23 protein-coding genes and 1 pseudogene are annotated in these 26,364 nt (G+C 33.7%); 16 read left to right on the forward strand and 8 right to left on the reverse strand.

Features of this window, described 5'->3' with window-relative positions:
* Positions 1–54 precede the first annotated feature (54 nt).
* Entirely contained in the window at positions 55–795 is a 741-nt protein-coding gene (locus RPL90_RS03755; RefSeq protein WP_313545693.1) for an SDR family oxidoreductase, read from the forward strand.
* An 85-nt stretch (positions 796–880) separates the two neighbouring features.
* On the opposite strand, the pseudogene RPL90_RS03760 reads toward RPL90_RS03755, so the two are convergent.
* Positions 881–2,212, reverse strand: a pseudogene (locus RPL90_RS03760) (YjiH family protein).
* Between the two features lie 36 nt (positions 2,213–2,248).
* Positions 2,249–2,932, reverse strand: coding sequence for a flavin reductase family protein (locus RPL90_RS03765; protein WP_061854003.1), 684 nt, complete (start codon positions 2,930–2,932; stop codon positions 2,249–2,251).
* A gap of 453 nt (positions 2,933–3,385) precedes the next feature.
* Here RPL90_RS03765 and RPL90_RS03770 point away from each other — a divergent pair, with 453 nt between their 5' ends.
* From RPL90_RS03770 to RPL90_RS03825, 12 genes are all read left to right on the forward strand, one after another.
* Positions 3,386–6,046 (forward strand): MMPL family transporter, encoded by a 2,661-nt coding sequence (locus tag RPL90_RS03770; RefSeq protein ID WP_313545697.1) that lies wholly within the window; start codon positions 3,386–3,388, stop codon positions 6,044–6,046.
* A 22-nt stretch (positions 6,047–6,068) separates the two neighbouring features.
* Complete coding sequence (locus tag RPL90_RS03775) at positions 6,069–7,001, forward strand: glycine betaine ABC transporter substrate-binding protein (protein WP_232137122.1); 933 nt, start codon at positions 6,069–6,071, stop codon at positions 6,999–7,001.
* Positions 7,002–7,265: 264 nt separating this feature from the next.
* Complete coding sequence (locus RPL90_RS03780; protein ID WP_107628808.1) at positions 7,266–7,814, forward strand: TetR/AcrR family transcriptional regulator; 549 nt, start codon at positions 7,266–7,268, stop codon at positions 7,812–7,814.
* A gap of 99 nt (positions 7,815–7,913) precedes the next feature.
* Positions 7,914–8,588 (forward strand): alpha/beta hydrolase family protein, encoded by a 675-nt coding sequence (locus RPL90_RS03785; protein ID WP_313545701.1) that lies wholly within the window; start codon positions 7,914–7,916, stop codon positions 8,586–8,588.
* A gap of 131 nt (positions 8,589–8,719) precedes the next feature.
* Entirely contained in the window at positions 8,720–9,808 is a 1,089-nt protein-coding gene (locus RPL90_RS03790) for a GntR family transcriptional regulator (protein WP_195708929.1), read from the forward strand.
* A gap of 142 nt (positions 9,809–9,950) precedes the next feature.
* Entirely contained in the window at positions 9,951–11,570 is a 1,620-nt protein-coding gene (locus RPL90_RS03795) for a xylulokinase (RefSeq protein ID WP_313545704.1), read from the forward strand.
* Positions 11,539–12,234: an L-ribulose-5-phosphate 4-epimerase gene (locus RPL90_RS03800; RefSeq protein ID WP_103295332.1), complete on the forward strand. Its 696-nt coding sequence runs from the start codon at positions 11,539–11,541 to the stop codon at positions 12,232–12,234. Before RPL90_RS03795 ends, RPL90_RS03800 begins: the two co-directional genes overlap by 32 nt.
* 11 nt (positions 12,235–12,245) lie before the next feature.
* Complete coding sequence (gene araA / locus RPL90_RS03805) at positions 12,246–13,667, forward strand: L-arabinose isomerase (RefSeq protein ID WP_313545708.1); 1,422 nt, start codon at positions 12,246–12,248, stop codon at positions 13,665–13,667.
* A gap of 41 nt (positions 13,668–13,708) precedes the next feature.
* Positions 13,709–15,133, forward strand: a complete 1,425-nt coding sequence (locus tag RPL90_RS03810) for a sugar porter family MFS transporter (protein WP_313545709.1) — start codon at positions 13,709–13,711, stop codon at positions 15,131–15,133.
* A gap of 202 nt (positions 15,134–15,335) precedes the next feature.
* A complete protein-coding gene (locus RPL90_RS03815; RefSeq protein ID WP_061853994.1) occupies positions 15,336–15,884 on the forward strand; it encodes a TetR/AcrR family transcriptional regulator in 549 nt (182 codons plus the stop codon).
* Positions 15,885–15,983: 99 nt separating this feature from the next.
* Positions 15,984–17,195 carry an MFS transporter gene (locus RPL90_RS03820; RefSeq protein ID WP_313545712.1) on the forward strand — a complete coding sequence of 404 codons (1,212 nt, stop codon included), beginning with the start codon at positions 15,984–15,986 and terminating at the stop codon, positions 17,193–17,195.
* A gap of 231 nt (positions 17,196–17,426) precedes the next feature.
* Complete coding sequence (locus RPL90_RS03825; RefSeq protein ID WP_061853992.1) at positions 17,427–17,726, forward strand: DUF2316 family protein; 300 nt, start codon at positions 17,427–17,429, stop codon at positions 17,724–17,726.
* Positions 17,727–17,785: 59 nt separating this feature from the next.
* Here RPL90_RS03825 and RPL90_RS03830 read toward each other — a convergent pair whose 3' ends face one another.
* The 5 genes from RPL90_RS03830 to RPL90_RS03850 form a co-directional block, all read right to left on the reverse strand.
* Positions 17,786–18,295, reverse strand: a complete 510-nt coding sequence (locus tag RPL90_RS03830; RefSeq protein ID WP_313545715.1) for a GNAT family N-acetyltransferase — start codon at positions 18,293–18,295, stop codon at positions 17,786–17,788.
* A gap of 66 nt (positions 18,296–18,361) precedes the next feature.
* Positions 18,362–18,814, reverse strand: coding sequence for a hypothetical protein (locus RPL90_RS03835; RefSeq protein ID WP_313545717.1), 453 nt, complete (start codon positions 18,812–18,814; stop codon positions 18,362–18,364).
* 5 nt (positions 18,815–18,819) lie between these two features.
* The gene (locus RPL90_RS03840; RefSeq protein WP_313545719.1) at positions 18,820–19,623 is read right to left on the reverse strand and encodes a DUF3100 domain-containing protein; all 804 of its coding nucleotides are present in this window, start codon (positions 19,621–19,623) and stop codon (positions 18,820–18,822) included.
* 322 nt (positions 19,624–19,945) lie between these two features.
* Positions 19,946–20,440 carry an isoprenylcysteine carboxyl methyltransferase family protein gene (locus RPL90_RS03845; protein WP_313545721.1) on the reverse strand — a complete coding sequence of 165 codons (495 nt, stop codon included), beginning with the start codon at positions 20,438–20,440 and terminating at the stop codon, positions 19,946–19,948.
* 207 nt (positions 20,441–20,647) lie between these two features.
* Positions 20,648–21,655 carry a S66 family peptidase gene (locus RPL90_RS03850; RefSeq protein ID WP_313545723.1) on the reverse strand — a complete coding sequence of 336 codons (1,008 nt, stop codon included), beginning with the start codon at positions 21,653–21,655 and terminating at the stop codon, positions 20,648–20,650.
* Positions 21,656–21,793: 138 nt separating this feature from the next.
* On the opposite strand from RPL90_RS03850, the gene RPL90_RS03855 reads away from it, so the two are divergent.
* Positions 21,794–23,494: an ABC-ATPase domain-containing protein gene (locus RPL90_RS03855; RefSeq protein ID WP_313545725.1), complete on the forward strand. Its 1,701-nt coding sequence runs from the start codon at positions 21,794–21,796 to the stop codon at positions 23,492–23,494.
* 45 nt (positions 23,495–23,539) lie between these two features.
* Here RPL90_RS03855 and RPL90_RS03860 read toward each other — a convergent pair whose 3' ends face one another.
* Positions 23,540–24,397 (reverse strand): MurR/RpiR family transcriptional regulator, encoded by an 858-nt coding sequence (locus RPL90_RS03860; protein ID WP_313545727.1) that lies wholly within the window; start codon positions 24,395–24,397, stop codon positions 23,540–23,542.
* On the opposite strand from RPL90_RS03860, the gene RPL90_RS03865 reads away from it, so the two are divergent.
* Entirely contained in the window at positions 24,373–24,942 is a 570-nt protein-coding gene (locus RPL90_RS03865) for a dihydrodipicolinate synthase family protein (RefSeq protein ID WP_313545762.1), read from the forward strand. The genes RPL90_RS03860 and RPL90_RS03865 overlap by 25 nt on opposite strands.
* A 42-nt stretch (positions 24,943–24,984) precedes the next feature.
* Complete coding sequence (locus RPL90_RS03870) at positions 24,985–26,352, forward strand: flavin monoamine oxidase family protein (protein WP_313545729.1); 1,368 nt, start codon at positions 24,985–24,987, stop codon at positions 26,350–26,352.
* Positions 26,353–26,364: the final 12 nt, after the last annotated feature.

The following is a 26,364-nucleotide window of genomic DNA, read 5'->3' on the forward strand; positions in this document are numbered from 1 at the left end:
GCCTATTAAATGATGCATGACATCATACTTTAAAAAACTTAGGAGTGTTTAATTATGAGTGACAATATTCAAGATAAAGTTGTAGTCATTACTGGTGCTTCAAGCGGTATTGGAGAAGCAACGGCAAAACTGTTACATGAAAAAGGAGCTAAATTAGTTTTAGGTGCAAGAAGAACTGAAAAGCTCGAACAACTTAAAAATAATTTAAACAACAACGTAGCTATTCAAGCTACAGACGTGACTAAACCAGATGAAGTTAATAGCCTTATACAACTTGCCTTAGATGAATATGGCAAAGTAGATGTATTATTGAATAATGCTGGACCTATGCCACAGTCCTTCTTAGGCGACAATAAGGTCGATGAGTGGAATCAAACAATAGATGTGAATTTAAAAGGTGTCTTATATGGTATTGGTGCAGTAGTACCATCTATGAGAGCTCAAAAATCAGGCCATATTATTAATGTTGCTTCTATAGCCGGACATAAAGTTAATCCGGGCGGTGCAGTTTACTGTGCCACTAAATTCGGCGTACGTGCCTTAACTGAAGCGTTAAGACAAGAAGAAGCTTCAGTTGGTAGTAACATTAGAACAACAATTATATCTCCGGGAGCGATAGATACAGAATTACTAGATTCTATCACTGATGATAAATTAAAAGAGGGCATGGAGTCAGTTTATAAAGATGCCATTAAACCGGAAGAAATTGCGCAATCGATTGTAGGCGCAATAGATACTGACGATAATACGTCAATTAATGAAGTTGTTATCAGACCTACACATCAAATTCCATAAATAACAAATATTGCGATAAAATCGCATACCAATTAGTAAAGCTGAGACGATTAGGACAATCCTACTCGCCTCAGCTTTTGCTATATTATAAAAAAATAAATGCGATGGGTGTCACAATAATTAAACTTAGGACTGTTCTCTCAAACCAGATGACAATTAAATCTCTTATACGTATTGGTATATCGGTAGAGAGCATACTTGGAACGCTTGCTGAAAAGAATATGATTGTTGAGACAGACGTCACGGCGATGATAAATTTAGTGATTAAAGGTGCTTGAACTACAATTAAAGAAGGTAAAAACATTTCCGTTATTCCGATAGCTGAACTCTTAGCAGCTAAAAATGCCTCCGGAATATGTAATAATCAAGTTAAAGGATAAAAAATATATGCTATATAATCAAAGATAACCGTATATTGTGCGAGCAATAAGCAAATTAAACCTATAGATAAAATTGTAGGCAAAATACTCATAGTCATAAATAAACTCTCTTTTAAATTTAACCAAATATTTTTAACTACATTTGGTGATGCTTCAACAGCTTCCATAGCTTTTGACCAAGCGAAACGCAATTTCTCCATGCCTCTTAAATGACTCGTATCATCTTCTTCATAAGGTTGATCATAATAGCTGTCGTCCATGTTACGTATTGGCCAAATTCTCACCGTACATGCCGTTACGGCTGCAGTCACGATAAGTGTTGTCCAAAAATATAAGTTCCAAATGGTCATTAAGTTTAAAGTCTTAGCAATAACAATCATGAAGGCAACAGTCACAGTAGAAAAGCCCGTCGCAATAATGACAGCTTGCTTGTGCGTAAATTTTCCCTCTTTGTATTCCTTATTTGTTATTAATAAACCCACAGCGAAACTTGCCACAAAAGAAGCCAAAGCGTTGACCGCAGAGCGACCTGGCGTTTTCCAAATTGGATGCATAACTTTTTGAGCATAAACCCCAACAAATTCTAGTAATCCATATCCTACTAGCAAAGCAAGTACCGCGCCCCCAGCAGGTACCGTTATGCCTACAGGAATCACTAAAAAGTTGAACACATATTGCCCGGTTTTGTCATTAAGCAACCAAGAAGGACCGATGTTGAATATAATCATAATACCTATAATTAATCCTAAAACCTTGAACATGCTAAAAATAATGTCGACGGTACTTCGCTTCCATGTCCCTTTAATGAAAGGATAAATAGCACCTGCAATGATAATGAGCATAATAAAAATCTTTGTTAACAATGGTAAGGTTTGACTTATCCATGTGACGAAATGATCTAATAAAATAGAAGAAGTATTGTTAATAGTTATTGGCACGAAAAAAATAATAATACCAATAAGGCTATATACAGAAAACTTAACCCCATTAAAGAAATTGTTGCTATTAGATTGAGACTTTTCGGCAACTTTAGACATTTAAACCATCTCCCTTAATATGATGGTAAGGCTAATTTATTCAGATTTATTATCGAAATTACGTCCTTCAAGACCTGCTAATTCTTCTTTAGAAGCAGCTGGTGCTTTCATTTCAAATATTTCGTCAACGACTGTGTAATCATAATAACCTAAGCGAGCAATAGGTCTAATAGATTTGATATCTAATTTTCCATTATCTAAAATGACTTCATCTTTGATATGAACTTGAGCTACTTTCCCTATAACAATATCGACTGTTGATACCGGGTCACCCGTCGGAATACGAATCGTTTGTACATATTCACATTCAAATTGAATAGGAGATTCTTTTACTCTAGAAGCCGGTGCGTCAATACACGGAGCTTTAGTTACGCCAGCAAAATCAAACTCATCTACATCAGGTTCGAGCGCTTTAGAAGATAGGTTAACTGCTTCTCTTAAATCATATGTTGCCATATTCCATACAAACCAACCCGTTTCTTCAGCATTTTTAACTGTATCTTTGCGGTCATTGTCGCCTAGTACAGATTGATTAGCTGCGAACATAACCATAGGTGGATCCCAAGTTAAGTTTTGATATTGACTGTAAGGCGCTAAATTATCGTGTCCATCTTTAGAAACAGTAGAAATCCAACCAATAGGTCTTGGTACTGTACTACTTTTAAATGGATCATGTGGTAAACCGTGACTACGTGTTCCTTGTTTTGGTGAGTAATTCATAATGATTCCCCCCTTAAAATATAAAAAATGATTTGATTTCATTTTACACTTTGAAAAAACTATGGCTAATACCTTTTAACTATTAATCCATAGCCTAGCCCTATACATAATTAAAGCTGTCTATATTACTAATTTAAATCGATATAGAACTTGGCGTAACTTAATTTTAATAGTAACTGTAGCATTTTAATATATAAATCTTTGGTTAATTAAAACTTAGCGAATTTTATAGGCTATTTTGATTATGAAATTTTCATCTCATTTACCATAAAATGGGCAACAAATATTTAAATGTGTTGCATTTTTCGACATATAGAAAAATCTAATGGTGTTCACAATATGAAGAAGAGCGTAAAGTGGAAAATGTATTTTTTAAACAGAAAATACTTTAAGTGTTTAAAAAAGGGTAAATGTAATATGATTTAAATTTAAAATAAAATAGGAGGGAATGTTTTGGCAAAACTACTGTACAGAATGGGTTCATTCATTGCTAAACATAAATGGACGGCTCTTTTTTCATGGATTATCTTACTTGCAATTATTGTAGGTATGCTAGCAGTTAATTCACCGAAATTTGACGACGACATTACAATGAATGGTCTTAAATCATTAGATACTAATGACAAAATTAGCAAAGAATTTCATCAAGATAGCCAAAAAGCATCGATGCGGATTGTCTTCCATTCAGATAAAGACAATGGCATAACAAAGAAAGATACGAAGAAAGATATTGAAAAAGCGTTAGATAATATTAAACAAGATGATGATTACATCCAAAACGTTTCTAACCCTTATGATAGTGGTCAAGTTAATAAAGATAAAAATACTGCAATTGCGGAAATTAACTATGTAGTACCGCAAACAGGTATGAAAGATCAATCTAAAAAAATCATCGACAGAGAAGTTAAAGATGTGACAGATGATCATAATATTCACGTTGAAAAAACTGACCAAATGGCTATGGGTTCTGAACCGGGTGGTACTTCAGAACTTGTTGGTATTATTGCAGCATTTATCATATTGTTAATTACATTTGGTTCAATCATTGCAGCAGGTATGCCTATAGTTAGTGCTCTAATTGGTTTAGGCACAAGCGTAGGACTTATCGGATTATTAACATTAGTTTTTGATATTCCAAACGTTACTTTAACGCTATCGATTATGATTGGACTTGCCGTTGGTATTGATTACTCGCTATTCATTCTCTTTAGATATAAAGAAATTGCGAAAAAAGGTAAAGATTCAATAGAAGCAATCGGTTTAGCGGTAGGTACTGCAGGTAGTGCAGTTATCTTTGCCGGAATCACAGTAATGGTAGCCGTTTGTGGCTTATCTCTCGTAGGTATAGATTTCTTAGCAGTTATGGGATTCGCTTCTGCAATTAGTGTGTTATTCGCCGTTCTAGCAGCGTTAACATTGCTACCAGCGTTAATTAGCATTTTCCATAAACGTATTAAACTAACTACTAAAAGAGATAAACAACAGCCTAAAGCTAAAAATTCAAAAAGTAGCCCTTGGGGTAGATTTATCGTTGGCAAGCCTATTATCGCAACACTTATCGGTCTAGTTATTTTAATATTAGCACTGCTACCAGTAACTCACATGCGTTTAGGTATGCCTGATGACAGCTTGAAACCTTTAGATTCACCTCAACATAAAGCATATAAAATGATTTCTGATAACTTTGGACAAGGTTATAATGGTCAACTTGTTATGTTAGTGAATACTAAAGATGATGGTAGTAAAAAAGACATTCAAAATGACTTAGACAATATTCGCAATGACATTAAAGATTTAGATCATGTAGATAAAGTGAACAAAGCTCAATTGAATGATAATAACCATTATGCGTTACTTTCAATTATTCCTGAAGAAGGTCCAAATGCTAAATCTACACAAGATTTAACTTATGAACTGCGTGATTACAACAGTCAAGCCAAAGAAAAATATGATTTAGATACTGAAATATCAGGTCAAAGTGTGATCAACATTGATATGTCAGAAAAACTAAATAATGCGATTCCAGTATTTGCTGGCGTTATCGTAGCAATTGCTTTCATATTGTTAGCATTTGTTTTCCGTTCAATTCTTGTTCCGTTAAAAGCAGTGTTAGGTTTCGTACTATCACTTGCCGCAACTTTAGGATTTACAACGCTAGTTATGCAAGATGGATTTTTAAGTAATCTCTTTGGTGTAGATACAACTGGTCCTGTGCTTGCCTTCCTACCAGTAATTGTAATAGGTATACTCTTCGGTCTCGCTATAGATTATGAACTCTTCTTAATGACACGTGTTCATGAAGAATATAGTAAGACTGGTGATAATGATCATGCGATACTCGTAGGTATAAAACAAAGTGGCCCAGTTATCGTAGCCGCCGCGTTAATTATGTTCAGTGTGTTTATTTCATTCGTCTTCCAAGACGATTCAACAATTAAATCTATAGGTATCGCCTTAGGTTTCGGTGTGTTATTCGATGCATTTATCGTTCGTATGACAATTATTCCAGCCTTAACTAAGTTGTTTGGTAAAGCTTCATGGTATTTTCCTAAATGGTTAGATGGCATTATGCCTCAAATCGATATCGAGGGCAAAGCCTTAGAAGAAGGTGCAGAAGACAGTCAACAACAAACAACAGCATATGCTAGTGAATACGACGAATATAATGATGTTGATTCACAAAACAGACCATATGCAGATAGTCAAAAACCTTCATATATGGGCAGTGACAATGAACAAACTAATCATTTCAGTAATGATGGTCGTAATACGTTTACGCATCAAGCACCTACAAGTTACTTTGGTGCGCAACAACCGCAACAAGACGAAGATATTGATTATGAAACGTTATACACTCAAGAAGGTAGTGGTCATGAGCAAACTCAGCAAGAAAACCAAGACTATTCTCAATATGCAAGTCATGAACCATATGAAGATATGAACAAAGATAAAATCGAAAAAACAACAGCTTTATATGAAGCATTGGCTAAAGAAACTTCAGATCAAGATATTGTCTACAATGCTTTAATGTTATATGCACGTGTTAATAATAAAGCGGTATATGACAAATATAAAAATGAACACACAAATAACGGTTATGGAGATATAGAATAATTGTAAAAGGAGGAAGCGATGAATGATTAAGCGACGTTTAATGAAAACGTTTGGCCTTATAGCCACATTAGCCTTAGCCCTAGTGCTAAGCGCTTGTGGTAATGGCGGTGGCTCGTCGGATAGTAAGAAAACATCATTAGGTGATAAAGATGTTGAAATCCCATATATTGCTTCAGATAACTCAACAGCACGTTCATTAGTAATTGCTGAAGTCCTGAAGAAAGCTGGCTATAACGTTATTACAACACCAGTCCAATCAAGTGGACCACTCTATGCTTCAGTTTCTGAAGATAAAGACCAATTTCATGCAGATGGCATATTCCCATCTACAGATAAAAAATATTACAATAAATTTAAAAATAAAATTACGGTCTATGATCAACACCATTTAATTAGTAATGTAAAAGTTGGACTAGCCGTACCTAAATATGAACAAGACGTTAGCTCAATCCGTGACTTAAAGGATAAAGATTTCGGAAAATCAGTGGATTGGACAATCCAAGGTACAGATAAACGTAACGGTGTAATGAAACAAACTAAAGATGAAATTGGAGACAATGATTTAGAGAAATATAGTCTCAATAAATCTTCAGACCAAGATCAATTCAAGAAAATTCAAGGGGCTTATAAGCAACAAAAACCTATAGTGTTTACAGCTATGGATCCAAGTTGGATTAATAAAGAACTAGATTTCAAAATGTTAGATGATCCAGACAAAGTCTATGGTAAACAAGACCAACATATTGATTTAGTGTTTAACAAAGAATTTAAACAAAGTCATCCAGGCGCTTATAAAATAGCAACACGTATTGCCGATGATTGGAGTAAGAAAGACGAAGAAAAACTAGCTAAGAAAATATTCGTCGACAATAAAAATCCTGAACAAACGGCTAAAGATTATGTAGACGATCATGACAGTAAAGTTGATGATTGGAAACAAGATGTTGGCAACTAAGGTTAAAGCATAAGGTGGATTAGGAGTTATTTAATAATATAGATATTCACACATAAATTCCCTGTTCGTAACATAGTAGAAAGTGCTATTTCTCATGTTGCGAGCAGGGAATTTTTATATGTGAAAAAAGTGTGAAATTTAATGTTATGTATCATAAAAAATTTAAAATTTAAGAGGGTACATTTTGTTAACTTATGTTTGCTTGTGATAAGCTACGTCTAAATATATCTTGTAAAGCATTTTTAAGTTTGGAGAGAGAGCATTATGCAACCACAATCACCAGTTCAAAAAAGAACTGTTCAACATATTGTCCATGTGACATACCAATTGCTATATACTAATTATTTTGATGTTATAACAGTCCAACAAATTTGCGAAGAAGCGGAAATTAATCGTAGTACTTTCTACCGTTATTTCGAAGACAAATATGACTTATTGTACTATCTTGCACAGTACATTGGTTATACATTAAAGTCACGCGTGAATGAAATAGATACAGATTCATTCGTCGAAACCTTCGTCTCATATTTTGAAGCCAATAAAAAAGTTTTTCGTCATCTATTTACTTCAGCGAAGTCAGGGGATATTTATCAAGAACTTATTAAAGTACACAGTCAATTAATGTTTGATGAATCATGTGAGAAAAGTGATGAATTAGCAATGAAAATTCGAGAATCTGATTATCCTGAAATGTTGTGTGACTTTATGAGTGCCGGATTAATAGAAGTATTAAAAAACTGGGTCGATAATAATTACGACGATGATGCAAAAGAATTGTATCATTTCTTTAAAAACACGATAGGGCCATTATAATAGGGCTTTCGAAGGACGAAGGATAGCTGCTGATGGTCAGCAATTTATAGGTGTTGTAGTTAGTGACATGGAGATAAATTTTAAATGGGGTTGTAAACAATGGAAAGAGTATATTATGGTGATGCTGAAGAACAATTTTTTGAAGTATGTGCAAATGATGACAAGAGTGATAAATGGCTCATACTCGTGCATGGGGGCTATTGGCGTCAAAAACATTCTAAAGAGAACATTAAGGATTTGTTTGAAAAGTTAGATTCTAAAGGATTTAATGTCGTAACGGTAGAGTATCGCCGAGGCGAACATGGATGGCCAACACCTAATGAAGACGTTAGTGCGGCTTTAACTAAATTTAAGCAGTCGGATTTTTACAAAGGCAACCAAGAAATAATCTTAATTGGGCATTCTGTGGGTGGTCAACTCGCGTTATTAAATGAAGCAGCCGTCGACCGCGTCATCGCTTTAGCGCCAGTTACAGATGTGCCTTTCACATATGACGAAGGCTTAGGTCAAAATGCAGCTAAAGCGTATTTCGGTGACGATAAGAAACTGATGCAACAAGCGTCACCGATTGAAAAATCAAGTCTCTCGGCTTCTACATTAATAGTTCATGGCAAGAATGATGATCGAGTACTCATTCAAAATACCTTAGATTTTGCTCGCAAATTTGAACACGCTAACATTGATTTATTTATCTTCAACGACCTGCCTCATATGGAGTGTATAAACCCAGAACACCCAGTATTCCCATATTTGATAGAGTGGATAAGTGGATAGGATTATATGTTGGAAACTATTGAATACAATTTTAAATTGGAATGAATAAATTTTAACTGAGTGAACGAATTATGCGTATGATATAATAAATTTATTAGTAAAAGTGACGATTTTAGGGGAGATTTTCAATAATGGATAAGCCAAAATACCAGATTGTAGCAGATGAAATTAAAGAAAAAATTATAAATAAAAATTATCATATTGGAATGCTCTTACCTACAGAAAAACAATTTCAAGATAGATATAACTTAAGTAGGTATACAATTAGACAGGCCATGGACTTATTAGTTTCTGAGGGATATATTAAAAAGAAAAAGGGTTCTGGTTCTTTTGTCAGTAATAAATACTTAAGTAGTAATCAAGACAAAAGTCTGAAAAAAATAGGTGTGATTGTTACATATTTATCTGAATATATATTTCCTAACATCATTAGAGGTATCGAAAAAGAGTTAAAAAAGCAAGGATACTCACTAATATTAGCGAGTACAAATAATAATCACGAAGATGAAAAGCAATGTTTAGAAATGATGCTAAATCAAGGCGTATCAGGACTTATTGTCGAACCCACAAAAAGTAATGTTTATAATCCTAATTTATCTTACTACCCTTTATTTAAACAAAGAGATATTCCAATATTAATGATAAATGCAAATTATGAAGAATTAAATTTACCTTATATAGCTATTGATGATGTAAAGTCAGGATATTTAGCTACGCAATATCTTATTGATCAAGGTCATGAAAAAATTGCTTTAATTACAAAAATTGATGATAATCAAGGGAAATTAAGAATGAAAGGTTATTTTAATGCCTTTGAACAAAATGATAAATTATTTAATGGTGAATATATTTATACGTACAACACTGAAAGTCGCCAAAAAGTTATAGAACAAATAGTTGAGCACATTAGTAATAGAAACATCAGTGTTTCAGCATTAGTATGCTACAATGACGAGATAGCATATGACATTATTCATCAATTGAGACAATGCAACGTAAATATACCTCAAGACATTTCAATAGTTGGTGAAGATAATTCGATTTTGAGCAGGTTAAAAGAATTAAATTTGACTACTACTGCCCATCCTCAAGAGCTTTTGGGTACCAAAGCTGCTAATTTAATAATTGAAGCTATTGAGCAAGAGAAGGTACTGAAGTCTGAATTAATTGATACATATATAATCGAAAGAAGTTCAGTCAAAGATTTAAAAAACATTTAAGAAAATAAGCTATTAAAGGACCTTTATAAAAGGTTCTTTTTTTATTACATTTTATATTTGTACGTATTACTATAATCTATTTATTGACTTATACGGACAAATATTATATTGTACATGTAAGCGTTTTTTAGGAGGTATAAAATTGAATAATTTAAATAGTGAAGAATTATCAATAGGTATTGAGTTAGGTTCTACAAGAATAAAAACAATTGCTATTGATAAAAAACTTAATGTAAGAGCTTCGGGTAGTTTTCAATGGGAAAATAAATTTGTAGATGGTTTTTGGACATATTCCGCTAATGATATTTGGGTAGGTCTACAACAAAGTTATGGTGCTATGGCACAAGATTTATTTGATAAAACGGGTGTTACATTAACTAAAGTTAATTCTATTGGTATTAGTGCTATGATGCATGGATATTTAGCATTTGATAATAATGATGATCTACTAGTGCCATTTAGAACATGGCGTAACGGTAATACAAAAGAAGCCGCTAAAAAATTAACTGATATATTTAATTTCAATATTCCAGAAAGATGGAGTATTGCGCATATATATCAAGCAATTTTAAATAAAGAATCACATACATCACAAGTTGAATTTATTACTACTTTATCTGGATATATACACTGGTATTTAACTGGAGAGAAAGTAATAGGTTTAGGTGATGCTTCAGGCATGTTTCCCGTAGATATAAGTACTAATAATTACAGACAAGATTTATTGAGTGAAGCTCAAGATTTATTTGCAACACATGGTTTTGGCAACTCGATTGAAAGTATACTACCACAGGTGAAATTAGCTGGTGAATTCGCTGGTCGTTTAACTGAAATTGGCGCAAAATTATTAGATCCAACAGAAAAACTGGAGTCTGGATGCATATTATGTCCGCCGGAAGGTGATGCTGCTACAGGTATGGTAGCAACAAAGTCAATTACGGCTAACACTGGGAATATTTCAGCAGGCACAAGCGCATTTGCAATGATAGTTTTAAATAATAAATTGCAAAATTATTATCCTGAAGTTGATGTTGTTACAACTCCAGATGGTAAAGAAGTAGCTATGATTCATGTGAATAACTGTACCTCGGATATAAATGATTGGATGAATTTGTTTTCCGAAGTATTAGAAACAATGGGAGTTAATTTTTCATCTGAAAAGATGTACGGACAAATATTTGAAACATCGCTTTCCAGTGATGACGATTTAGGTGGACTTTTATCATACAACTATATTTCTGGAGAGAATATAACTGATGTAGATGTAGGACATCCACTGTTTATTAGGTTGCCTAATAATAATTTCAACCTAGCTAACTTTATGAAAATGCATTTATATAGTGCGTTTAGCACATTGAAAATAGGTATTGATTTACTGCAAGAAAATGAAAATATTAATTTATCAAAACTAATAGCGCATGGTGGGATTTTTAAAACTAAAAATATTGCGCAACAAGTATTATCTTCAGCCCTTCAAGAAAGAATTACAGTAATGGATACAGCTAGTGAAGGTGGTGCTTGGGGGATTAGTATATTAGGCTATTATGCTGCATTAGATGAACAAATAACTTTAGAACAATTTCTAAATGAAAAAGTATTTATAAATACAAATGAAGTAACAATTGAACCAAATGATAAAGAAGTACAAAATTTCCAAAATTATTTAAATAGAATGAAGCGCGGATTAAAGATTGAAAGGGATGCTAATTACTATTTAGGAGATGATAAAAATGCTAGAGCAACTGAAGCAAGAAGTTTATAAGGCTAATTTAGAGTTACCCCAAAGGGGACTTATTAAGTATACATGGGGCAATGCTAGTGCATTTGATTCAGAACAACAACTTTTCGTGATTAAACCTAGCGGCGTAGATTACGACAGTATGTCTCCCGACGATATGGTTGTCTGTAATTTAAATTGTGAAGTAGTTGAAGGGACGCTTAAACCATCATCTGATATGCCTACACATGCAGCTTTATATAAAAAATTCAATGATATTGGGAGCATAGTTCATACACATTCACCATGGGCAACCACTTGGTCACAATCAGGACTTGATGTACCGGCTATGGGAACCACACATGCTGACACATTTTATGGTTCGATTCCATGTGCCAGGTTTTTAAATAACGAAGAGATAAATAAAGATTACGAGTATGAAACAGGAAATGTTATTATAGAAACTTTTGAAAAAAGAGGTTTAAACCATTGGGAAATACCGGCTGTTTTATTACACGGTCATGCTCCATTTGTCTGGGGAAAAGATTGTGAAAATGCGGTTATGAACGCTGTAGTTTTAGAAGAAGTATGCAAAATGAATATTTTCACTAGGCAATTAAATCCCTTTGCTGAAACGTTACCGCAATCGATTTTAGATAAACACTATCAAAGAAAACATGGCGTAAATGCTTATTATGGTCAAAAATAGGAGGAATTATAATGAAGAAGTCAAAAATATTCTGGTTTGTAGTCGGATCACAAGAACTATATGGGGATGAGGCATTAGCGCAAGTAAAACATAATGCTGAAACGATTGTAGAAACATTGAATAATACTGCTGATTTAGATTTTGAAATCAAATTGCAAGAAAAGTTAGCTATATCTGCAGATGTTATTAAAAACATAATGAAAGAAGCTAATTATAGAGATGATGTAGTTGGAGTAATTACTTGGATGCATACTTTTTCTCCAGCAAAAACTTGGATTAGAGGGACGCAATTATTACAAAAGCCATTATTACATTTAGCAACTCAGTTTAATAAAGAAATTCCATGGGCTGATATTGATATGGATTATATGAACTTAAATCAGTCAGCTCATGGTGATAGAGAATACGGCTTTATTAATAGACGTTTGAATAAAAATAATGAAGTTGTCTTTGGTCATTGGCAAGATACAGCAGTTCAACTAAGAATAAATGAATGGATGCATGTTGCTAATACTTATTATGAAAGTTTTGACTTAAAAGTAGCCAGATTCGGAGATAACATGCGTAATGTTGCAGTAACTGAAGGGGATAAGATAGAAGCACAAATTAAATTTGGTTGGACTGTAGATTATTTCGGTATTGGGGATTTAGTTGAATATATAAATAAAGTTTCAGAAAAAGAAGTTAATGAGTTATTTGAAAATTATAAAGAGGCTTATGATTTTGACTATAGAGATTACAGTAAAGAGGAATTTGAAAAGTCAGTTATAAAACAAATTAAATATGAAATAGCTATAAAACAATTTTTAGATGACGGTGGTTACACTGCATTCACTACTAACTTCGAAGACTTACATGGTATGAAACAACTTCCTGGTTTAGCAGTACAAAGGTTAAATGAACAGGGTTATGGTTTTGCTGGTGAAGGTGATTGGAAGACGGCTGCCTTAGATCGTTTGTTGAAAATCACAACACAAAATAAAGCTACAGGTTTTATAGAAGATTACACATATGATATGAGAGAAGCTTACAAGCATGTTTTAGGTTCCCACATGTTAGAAGTAGACCCAACCTTAGCTAGTACAAAGCCTAAAATTGTAGTTAATCCTTTAGGTATAGGTGGAAAAGATGACCCAGCAAGACTTGTCTTTGATGGTAAGCAGGGTGAAGGTGTAATGGTAACGATGATAGATTTAGGTACACATTATAAATTTATTGTTAATGAAATCAATGCCAAAACTGTAGATGAAGAGGCACCAAATTTACCAGTAGCTCGAATTTTATGGGATGTCAAACCGTCGTTTGAACAAGGTATTAGAAGATGGATAGAAGCAGGAGGTGGTCACCATTCTGTACTTTCATTAGAATTAACAATCCCTCAAATTACGTCATTATTTAAATTATTTAACGCTGAATATGAATTAATTCAATAATTCCATTTAAATATTGGGATTAAATATAAAGGGTGGTTGGGATGAAATTAAATAGTAAAGTTTCGAATCGTTTTATCTATTTCTTTGGAGCATTTGGCGGAATTCTTTTCGGTTATGATATAGGGGTTATGACTGGCGCACTACCATTTTTGAAAGAAGATTGGAACATAGATAATGGAATGATAATTGGATTGATTACATCTTCAGTTATGTTAGGTGCAATTTTTGGAGGGATTTTAGCAGGCAGAGTATCGGACAAATTAGGTCGTAGAAAGATGATATTAATTTCGGCTATTATATTTGTTGTAGGTTCAATTTTATCAGGAATAGCACCTCACGATGGTAACTACTTTTTAATTATATCAAGAGTAATATTAGGAATTGCTGTTGGTGCTTCTTCTGCGTTAGTGCCGGCTTATATGTCAGAAATGGCTCCTGCAAAGTATCGAGGTCAGTTATCCGGAATAAATCAAACTATGATAGTGTCTGGAATGCTCATTTCATATATAGTTGATTATTTTCTTAGAGAATTACCTATAGAAATTGGTTGGAGATTAATGCTGAGTATTGCAGCTATACCAGCATTGATTTTATATCTAGGTGTATTAAAATTACCTGAATCACCACGATTTTTAATTAAAAAAGGGAAATTTGAAGAAGCTAAAACAGTATTAACACATATTAGAAATAACCAAGACGTTGAAAAAGAATACAATGAAATTAAAAATACAATCCAACTAGAGAATAAAACTTTAACAAATCATTCACTTGCAACCTTATTTAATGGAAAATACAAATATTTAGTAGTTGCAGGGTTAGGCGTAGCAGCCTTTCAACAATTTCAGGGTGCAAATGCAATATTTTATTACATTCCATTAATTGTAGAACAAGCCACTGGTAAAAATGCAAGTTCAGCTTTAATGTGGCCAATTATTCAAGGGATAATATTGGTATTAGGATCATTATTATTTATAGCAATTGCTGATAAGTTTAAAAGAAGAACACTGCTTATGATTGGTGGGTTTGTGATGGGGTTATCGTTTATATTACCTGCCATCATCCATATTTTTGCACCATCTACTAACCCAATTTTAATCGTTGTATTTTTAAGTATTTATGTAGCATTTTATTCATTTACATGGGCACCGTTGACTTGGGTTATTGTTGGTGAAATATTCCCGTTAGCTATTCGAGGATTAGCCTCTGGCGCAGCATCATCGCTAAATTGGATAGGTTCATTTTTAGTAGGACTGTTATTCCCAGTAATGACCGCATATTTTTCTCAACAATTAGTATTCGCAATTTTCGGAATCATTTGTTTGATTGGCGTCTTATTTGTGAAGATATGCTTGCCAGAATCTAAAGGTAGAACTTTAGAAGAAATTGAAAAACTAGGGGAGTTAAAAGGAAAAGCTAAAGATAAAGTGAATACCATCGATAGAAAAGAAATGTCACAATTAAAATAAAATGAAATCCACCTATTTAGAAAGACAATAGGTGGATTTTTGTTTTTAAGTTTATTGACAAATTTCAGACTACTAACAATATTAAATAATTTCTGCTTATCATATAAAATTTTGAATGAAGTATAACCATCATTTTGACAGCTCAAAATGAAATATGTTACTTTTAGATAGAACGATTATTCTAGTTGGATGAGTGGGTCTTATGTCTAAGAAAAAAGATGATTTATTAGAAGTTGCTGAAAGGTTATTTTATGAAAATGGTTTTAATGGCGTGGGTTTGAAACAAATAATTAAAGAGGCTAATGTTGCTACGATGACGTTGTACAATCATTTTGACTCTAAAGAGCAATTGATTGAAGAGGTTTTGAAACAACGTGAGCAGCGGTATTGGTCTTATTTGGATGAAAATGTAAAACAACATTCATCTGAGCCTTTTATTGCTGCTGTTAATGGTCATTGTAAATGGTTGAATGATTACTCGTATACGGGTGATTTGTTTATGCGTGCTATAGAGGATTATACTGATGCTGATAATCAAATTGAATCTATTGCTAGGGGGCATAAGCAGCGTTTGCTCAACTATTTAGAAAATCTAGCCAACGCTTCAGGATTTAAAAATGGTCATGATTTGGCTATTCGTTATACGATGTTAATGGAAGGTACTACTTCTATGACGACATTAATCGGAGTGGAGGAAGCAACGAAGCATGCATTATATGTAGCGAATCTTTTTATTGATGAAGCGAGTTAAAATAGTGTCATAAAGCACGAGATTGACTAATATTCAATCTCGTATCATTTTACTATAAAATAGAATGAACGTTCTATACAAAAGGAAGTATGTAAGAAAATGAAATTCTCTAAATTAGTTTTACCGGGCATTGCTATGATAGCAACTACTTATGGCTTAGGGCGTTTTAGCTTTGGTTTGTTTTTACCAAACATTTCTCGGGATATGCACTTAAGTGCCTCGAGCTCAGGTTTAATATCTTCGTTATTCTATCTATCTTATTGTTTTACAATTGTATATTCTACTTTACGTACGAATAAAATTGGGCCTAAAAATATGATTATGTTGTCTAGCTTAAGTGTATTAATTGGATTAATATTGATTAGCACTGCACCGAATGGCTTAATGTTATCGCTAGGTGTAATATTTGCTGGTGCTAGCACTGGTTTAGTATCACCACCTTATGGGTATACCATTTCATTGTGGATTAAATGGCCTGAACAAGGTAAGGCGAATACGTGGATTAATTCGGGTACTAGCTTTGGTTTAATGTTTACTGGGCTTACCGCAATGATTATCTTCTTGGATTGGAGAATGACATATCTAATTTATAGTGTCATCGCTTTAATCGTCTTGATTTGGAATTTTTATGCCATTCCGGCATTAAATAAAGATATTAAAATCGAAACAGGTTCATTAAATATTAGAGATATTAATAATAGTAAAAAAATAATTATTGCATCGACAGTATTAGGATTTTCAACAGCGCCATTTTGGACGTTTTCTAAATCTTTTATTGAGCATACTGATCATTATTCAAATACTGCATTATCAATATTTTGGATTTTAATAGGTGCCTTAGGTGTAATAGGCGGCATTTCAGGAAGCATTATCGATAAGCGAGGATTACGTTTTGCTTATATATTAGGCGTTACACTGTTATCTTTAGCTTCAATTTTATTAGTGTTTACTTCTAAAATATGGTTAATTCCATTTATTGCTTCATCACTCTTTGGCGCAAGCTATATCTTTTTAACTGGTGTATTACTTGTATGGGGTGTAAAAATATTTGTGAAAAATGCTTCTTTAGGTATCGGAATCCCATTTTTTATGTTGGCTGTTGGACAGGTTTTAGGTTCAATGGTAGCTGGAACTTTAATAGATAACTTGAACTACGCGGTGACATTTATGGTCTATGGCATAGTAGGATTAGTTACATTGACTATGTATCCAAAAGTAGAAGTGACACCAAGTAAAGTAGTAAAAGGACAACAATATACTAAAATGCAACGAGAAAACAAAGAGGTTATTGAACAAGAATTCAATTATTAAAAATAAGTACCAATTACCTGAAATTGAAGTGGTAATTGGTATTTTTTAGAGTTAATCTAAAAAGTTAAAATTGAATACGCACAACATATGTGAAAAATGTTATATTGTATGTAACATATTATCAGTCATTGATATATAGACGGTGCATAGGTGACAAATCGATTTTAAATAAGTATTAACACTAATTGTTATCACAAATTGTGATTTTAAAAAAGGAAGAGGGTTAATATCATGACTTTAGATAAAGAACAAAGACGTATTACAAGTGAAGAATTGATTGCGCATTTTGAACAATCTTCACTTACGGAAGAAGATTTAGCCCATCAATTGAATATATCTGTTAAGCAGGTAGAAAAGGTATTAAACATGGATGCATCAAATGGCTTTTTTGCCGATAAATTACAAACATTTATTCATTTAGTGTGGGACGTACGTGATGCAATCGATAATGATATTAGAGATCACGGAGAAATTCCTAGTGGTTATACTTATTTGCAAGGTGAAAAAGAAGACTACTGGTTTTTACAATAAGTAAATTTTCATTAATATTTTATAATAAAGAAGACGGTAAGCGGTCTTCTTTATTTAAATTATGAGAGATAGTTGTTAAAAAAGAATAAATCATTCGTGTCTTCGAAATTGTCGAAATTAGGGTCTCTATAAAAGCCTAAACGAGTGGCAAGATTAATCGATGGAACATTATTTTTATCAGTTCTAATAACAAAAGGCATAGTAGTATCTAATTCGACTAACCAATCGATAACTGTTTGTATGGCTTCGGTTGCATAACCTTGGCCAGTAAATTGAGGGTGGAGTCGATAATATAAATTAAAGTATGTTTTGTGTGCAAATGTCATTTTTTCTGCACCTCCGCTACCAATTACTTTACTACTATTTTTCTCAACAATAACAAAATAACCAAAGCCATATTTATGCCAATGATTTATCCAATCTTTTAGCATTTTATTCGTTTCTGTAATATCTATGTGTCTTCTTTTAGGTGTATATTGCGTAGCCTTTCTATTCGAGTGTATGTCATACAACGGTGCATTAAATGACAAATCAGGTTTATGTAATATGAGTCTTTTACTTTCTAACATAATGAGATACCACCTTTAATATCATAAATAAGGAAAAGTAACTATAACGTTACTTTTCCTTGTTATTTATACAAGTCCTTGAATACGTAAGACTATTTCCGCTACTACCGCAGAACCTATGTATGTACTTATTAGAACTACCATTCCTACTATAATTGTTTTCCAACCTAATTTAGCGAAGTCGACCCATGAATTTCCGATAGACACACCGGCATATGCTACTACGGGTGTTGCTAGTGACATTAGATCAACTTTTTCGGTCCAATGAACAGTAAGTGTTGAACCAGGAAAGCCAGGAATCGTAATGATTAAGCCGATCACGCCTATATAAGCAATACTTGGAATATTTAATGGAATAACATTACTTAAAATTAATCCAACCAAAGCGATTAACATGAGCACAATTATACCAGGTAAGCCTTCAAGCATTGATGTATTATAGCCAATAAAGTTACTAAGTAGTGCGATAAAGCCCACTACACATAATGTAAGAATCCAATTTATTACTTTAGAAGACATGTTAATCACTCCTTATTTTTACTAAATTTACTTTTCACTTTCATAAAACCTGCGTAGTATTTTTGAGTTAATGGTAATGCGATTAATATTCCCATATATAGCCCTGTCACCGAAGTCAGTAAATTACTAACGCCTGAAAATGCTGTTATCGTACTTGATTGGTGCGGATACATTTCTACTAATGGTCCTAAAGCTGCAGCCGTCATTACGCCACTGCCGACACCAGTTGCCATTGCATAAGCTAAAGGACTTAAAGGAAGTATAGATATAATTATGCCAGCAAAAATACTGAAAAAGATTGCCCCAAAAATCGTGCCAAATATATACATAGACATAACACCACGCCATTCTGGAGAACTAATACCAAATTTTTCTGTTATTAATGCCAGGTTGGGTTCGCGTCCGATAGAATGTGTCATGCCGATTGATTCTCTTCTTAAACCTAATAAAACAGCCAATGGCAAAGAAATTAAGATAGTTCCAAGATTTCCTATTTCTTGTAAAATAAGCGCGGGTCCCGCAGAGATAATTTTCGGTAAAGCAGGTCCAGCCTCGACACCAAATTTAGCAATTAATAATGCGACAGATATGAAAACTAAAGGTTCAGAGTTTTTAGCCTGTTTTCGTTTTACCAGTGGTGTAAAATATGCGATTAAACCTAGTAAAACAGCGTAAACCACTGGTAACAATAAGATAGAAGAGAAGCCTAATGGTATTTTATGAGCCCCAATGACCTCAGAAACAACCATAATAACTAAAACTAATAGATGTAGCCGCCAATCTTTCCACAATTTATTTTCGTTTTCCATAGAAAGACCTCCTTTTTAAAAATCTGAAAATTCAAATAATAATATATTTATTTTAACGATGACTTAACAAAATTAAAAGGGTGGATTTTATAACTGTGTAATTAAACTATGTAAATTTCATCAATTAACGTGTATTAAAATTATAAATACTAAAAAAGAAATGGGACAAAATTCTTGTTTTATAAGAACATTTTGTAGCCCGTCCCGACAATGAGGACTAGCGTTGAAAGAGTTTGATACAAGCGTTTTCTTAATTCAGTCATTTACTACCAATATAAAAAAGAGTCTGGAGACATATGTCCAGACTTGTGCTAGTTTTATTTTATAAATTCATCATCTTTTCTTCTTGTACGATTCTAGTGTGTAAGAAGTAAGCATATGGTATAAGCAATACGCTTGTGTATGTTGCATGTGTGAGCAACAATACGCCGATAAGCTCAGGTACAATATTTAAATAATAGTTAGGGTGTTTTGTTATTTTGTAGAGACCAGATTTTACGATAGGATGCTCTGGTAAAATAAATAATTTAAGTGTCCAGATAGAACCTAAAGCTTTAATCACATGAAATAGGACAGCGTATCCTGCAATCAGTAATACTAATCCAAGACCATTAAACAGGCTAAAAGCGTCTTTGTTAATCAGTGCTTCGACTGCTGCACCTACATAAATTAATATATGGTTAAATGCGAGATACTTTGAATTTAGTGCTCCGTATTCTTTAGCACCTTTTTGGATTAATTGTTGTGTGTGGTTTATTGAAATTTTCAAGCTGTATAACCGCACAATAAAAAATAACAGTAAAATCGTAAAAGTCATGTTGTCTTTTGTCCTCCAAGTGTTGTTCGTAGATGTGTGAATGTACTTAGAAGTCTTAATTGCAGTTTTAACTACCACAAAAGGTTACCAAGTACATTTATAAAGTTATTTTAAAAGGTTATGACGTCAAATTCTATTAAATATTTATTAACTATTAACTTTTTAACAAAAATTTTCAACATGTTAAGCTATATGACCAAAGCAATGCTAAATAAATGCTTGAATCACTTTACCTTTGCCGTTAGCGTATTCGATAGTACCGTAAGAGCCGTTAACAAAAGTGATTTGCGGCGGTAAATGACCGCAATTTATATCATAAATAATAGGAATATTTAAATCGTCCGCAATATTTTCATAGACGTCTACAATACTGTAATCGTATGTTTCATAGCTCATAGCAGTTCTACCAAAAACGATCCCATTGCAATAATCAAACCAGCCTGCGAGTTTCATTTGCACTAACATTCTCCTTAACGATGTAGGTTCCGCATCGCAATTTTCAAAGTACCAAATAATCGGTTCATTATTGATATATTGGTGCCTAAAATTACTTAGGTTTCCGTAGGGCGTACCGATAAGATGATGAATAACGTCGATACAACCGCCTAACATTCTGCCTTCAATAGTGACAGGTTCATTATTAATAGATTTCCATTCTGTCGGTGTGTCGAAATTAAAAATATAATCTGTTGGTTTATCTGGCCAAACACTTTGGAAGTGTTGTGATGCGTATTGAACCACCGAATCATTTTGAGGTGTTTGTAAAACTTCGTGCCACATTTGTGTTGTACTATCACTATATTGTCCACGTAAATCAACAATATTCGTACCGTGAGCAGTGGCTATGCCTGTCGTTAAAGTAATAGCGAGCGACACTAAACTTATGTCTGAATAACCTATTAGCCATTTAGGTTCTAAACGTCCGAAGTTAATTTTATCTATCATTTCTAAAGCAAGTTCGCCACCGAATGGCGGAATAACGGCATCGATTTCGTCATCAAGCATAAATTGATTAAATTCTTTGGCACGTGTAACTGCATCTGCTGATTTTCCTTTGTATTGGGTATAAGTAGTAGCGCCAAACACCACTTCATGATAACCATTAAATCTATTTTTAATTTCGTCAGTAAAGTGATGTAACTGTTTTGGTAACCCTGAAGATGGTGCAGTGACACCTATGACAGCATTATTTTTTAAGATTGGATAGCGTATCATAAAATCACCTCATAAAATTTAATTGTATTTATACTAACATATATGAGTTTATTTAATTGTCATAAATAGATAAAAGTTTTGATAAATCAGATGAACGGGTAAGTGAAAAAAGAAGTTAAACATAAAAGGAGTTTTACCGTGAAAAAAGGTACTGATTTAAACAAATTGTTGGTTTCATTAGATGGACAGAAATATGGTGCCTATAAACGTGTTAAAGGCATGTATCAGTTTGAACAATTTCGATTAGCCATAGATCATGTGCAAGTTGATCCTTTCGCACCACCTAGTAAGATGAGGATTTTAATAAGCCGTCAGACTACCGGCATTCCAAATAATCTATTAGATACCCGAGACAAAGTGACAGCCGTGGCGGATTTCTTAACACGAAATGTTAAAGAAGGTATTCAAAATGTTATTAAAGCGGACAATGGTAAGTCGGCTAAAATTTTTATTGATAGTTGTGGTCAAGAAATTTTAACACGCAGTTCAGTAGTAATTAATGAACAAGATATCGAAGTACGTCTTGAAGTAGGTTTACCTGCAACTGGAAGAAAAATATTAGGTAAGGCAGCTGCTCACGTCATAACACATTTGATCCCTACTATTGTCGACCAAAGCTTACTATATAACAATATTGATAGTCAGTCTCTTAAAGAACAAGTTACTTTAATGTTAGACCAAGTATATATTAGACAAGCACTAGAGCAACAAAATTTAGTAGCTTTTGTTGCTAATAACTCTGTTTTACCGCGTAAAAGTGGTGTTTCGGATAAAGTGATGCAAGGTTCCGTAGCTTTTACAAGCCCTCAAAATATGGAAATTACGTTGAATTTGCCTAGCGGTAAAACGATAACAGGTATGGGTGTGCCGGAAGGTATTACGCTCATAGTCGGTGGCGGTTTTCATGGGAAATCGACATTGTTACAAGCATTAGAACGAGGTGTTTATAATCATATAGCTGGTGATGGTCGTGAGTATGTTATTACACGTAATGATGCAACAAAAATTAGGGCAGAAGACGGTAGGAATATTGAAAAAGTTAATATTAGACCTTTTATTAATAATTTACCGGGAAATAAAGATACTAGACAATTTTCTACTGAAAATGCGAGTGGCAGTACGTCACAAGCAGCTAATGTGATGGAAGCATTGGAAGCAAATACATCACTACTCTTAATTGATGAAGACACTTCTGCTACGAATTTTATGATTCGAGATGGGCGCATGCAACAATTAATTGCACCTGAAAAAGAACCTATAACACCATTTGCTAGTAAGGTGAAACCGTTATATGACTATCATCATGTATCTACGATATTGATTGTTGGTGGCTCAGGCGATTATTTCGAAGTTGCAGATCAAATATTGATGATGGATGAATATGTATTAAAAGATGCGACAAAAAATGCTAAAGATATAGCACAATCAACGGGATATGAACGTGAAAATATTTCACAAAATCACTTTGGAGAATTACCAGCAAGAATACCTCTGAAATCAAGTTTTAATAAAAAAGGTAAAGATGCTCGATTTAAGGTTAAGGGTCAATTTCACATTTTATATGGCAAGGAATCTATCGATATTACAGGATTAGAACAACTTGTAGATACGAGCCAAACTGAGTGTCTGGCAATGATGATTGATTATTACCAACAACATCTTTTAAATGAACGAGATACTATAAATCAAGCTGCAGATAAATTATATGATTTCATCGGCAAAGAAGGACTAGATGCGATTTCGCCTCATAGTGGACATCCTGGTAATTTAGCGCTGCCTAGAAAACAAGAATTTTGTGCAGCGTTAAATCGTTATAGAGGGTTGAAGGTGAAAGGTTAATAAATAGGAAAAAGCTAAGACATGTAACATGTCTTAGCTTTTTTGTTAGTTTTCATCCCGATAAGTCACATTATTGCGGTCGAGTGCGTCCTCAAGTTGTTTTAGATTTTCGACCGTGGATTTTGAAAAATCATTACCAATTTTAAGAATCATGGCATCAATTAATGCGATGATAAGCAGAACGGTAAAATGATTTTTTTGCACAGCAACTTTTAATGTGACAGTGGCATATTCGAGTAATGGAGATGAATCGTAATCCGTAATAAGAATAATAGGGATATTTAATCTGTTAGCTTCTTTTACGGCGTTAATCACTGAATTTGTATAAGGTTCAAAGGCAAAAACAACAAGGACATCTTCAGGCTTTAGTTTAATGATTTTATCAAACATGGCATCTAAATCATGACTTAATTGATGAATATTAAAATAAAACTCATTCAGTAATTGTTCTAGATATAGCGCTGTTGCTTTATATGGTCTAGTGCCGAGAATACTAACGCTTGTAGCATTTTCTATATAGTCGATTGCTAGATTAAAGTTACTTACAAGTTCATCTTTTAAAGAATGGTTGAGTAATTGAACGCTTTTGTCCCAAACAGATGTTAAAGGGTCGGAATGTTGTTGTTCATTTTCGATAAATGCCGTTTGTAATGTGAATTTAGTTTCATTCGGTAAGGCTTCATTATAAATATCTCGGCGGAAATCATTGAAATTTTCATAGTCTAATGCATGAATAGTGCACATAACTGTAGAGACACCGACATCAGCCTTGTGTGATAATTCTTTAATTGTAATTAATCCAAGATGTTCAAAATTTTTCAAAATATAGTCGCACAGCTTTTGTTGCTTTTTAGGCAACTGCTTTTTATTATTTAATAATTTATTTTTTAAGGGCATTCCCATTACAACAGAACTCCGTTTCCGTTTACCAAGCTATTGCTGATAATACTAATATTGGTCTTGTTATTTACCATTACCCTGAAGCTACAGGTATCGAATTATCTCCAGAAGTTTTAGCTGAAATTAGTAAATTAGGTCAAGTGGTAGGTATTAAAAATACTGCCGACGGTATCCACACTTCAAAATTATTAGAGTTAGTTAAAAATGAAGAAACTTTCGCATTACTTAACGGTTATGAAGATTTATTCTTACCTACATTAGCAATCGGTGGCGAAGGCGCTATTGGAATCGCACCAAACTTAGTACCTGATAAAGTAGCCAAAATATATGAATTAGTGAAAAACAATGATATCCAACAAGCGATAGAAATTAATAAACAATTATTACCATTATTTAACATTATAGAAGAAGATGTAATTCCAGGTACTGTCAAAGCTGGCTTGAAAGCGTTAGGTATTTTTGACACAACAACTTGTCGCGAACCTTTAACGTCTCCTTCTAAAGAATATGAGCAAAAAATTGCACAGTTATTAGAATCACTTAACTAAACCGTAGCAGAGAAAAATAGTAAATGAAGAAGGTGCTTATATATGAAAGACGTGATTATTGTAGGTGGAGGATTAGCAGGATTATCAGCGGCGTGGCGTTTAAAAGACCATGATATTTTACTACTAGAATCCGAAGATCGTGTAGGCGGACGAGTGATGTCTGAACGTCGTGGAAATTATTGGATGAACTGGGGCGGCCATGTTTACGCTGGTAAAGGTTCAGCGACAGATGAATTATTAAAATCAGTAGGCGTAAAAGCACTACCAGTTCCAGGAAAGCTTTCAGCGATGCAATTAAATGGCAAATTGTTGTTAGATGGTCATGTTGAGCTGTATCCGTTTAGAGTTGCTATGTCTTGGAAAGATCGTATTTCTATGTTGATTGCTGGAGCAAAAGTGAGAGGTGCAGTTTTAAAATATAGCAAAATAGCTAAAAGACGTGCGCATGAAGATTACTGTACACAACAACAACGTATCTTTAACTTTATGAATAACAGAACATTTTCTGATTTTACAGGAAAATTGCCAGAAGATGCAGATGCTATCTTTAGACCTACTGTAAGCCGTTCAACTGGCGAGCCAGAACAAATTTCTGCAGGCGCAGGCGTGGCATATTTTGACATGATTTGGAATAAGGAAGATGGGTTAACACGTAACATTGTAGGTGGGCCATCGACTTTAACAAATACGATAGCTAGTCGTATTAAAGACAGCGTTGAGCTTAATGCGCATGTTCAAGAAGTCGTAAATAATGACGATTTTGTTAGCGTGAAATATGAAAAAGACGGCAAAACATATACTGAAATTGCACGTTATATCATTATGGCGACACCAGCACCTATTACGCGAAAAGTAACAAAAAATTTGAGCCCACGTTTAAATGATGCGCTCAGTCAAATTAAGTACGGCCCCCATGTAAGCGATTCCTTTTTGACGAACGAAACAGAAAAACAAGTGTGGGACGATGTTTACGCCTTTGCGACGCCGAAAAAGTCATTTGATATTTTGATTCATAATTCAAATTTAACACACAGTATGCATAGTCATCGTCATCAGGGTAGTAGCTTTATGACTTTCTCGCCGGCTAATAGAGGTCGCGCATTATTAGACAAATCTGAGGAAGAAATTTTAGAGCAATATTTAGATGATATTGAAGAAATGTTCCCAGGTTTTAGATATATTGTAGTAGAAGCGCATGTGCAGAAGTTCCCATATGGTTCGGCTTATGTTTATCCAGGACGTGCCGATATACAACCTATTTTAACAGAACCTGAAGGACGCTTATATTTAGCAGGGGACTACTTAGGTACATTTTATACAGAAACAGCTATTCAAACAGGTTTTACAGCTGCACAAGACATTAACAGTCTATTAGCGTTCTATCAAAATGATATACAGCAAATACTGTAATTAACATTCTGT

The organism is Staphylococcus kloosii (genome assembly GCF_032139365.1).
GTDB lineage: Bacteria > Bacillota > Bacilli > Staphylococcales > Staphylococcaceae > Staphylococcus > Staphylococcus kloosii_A.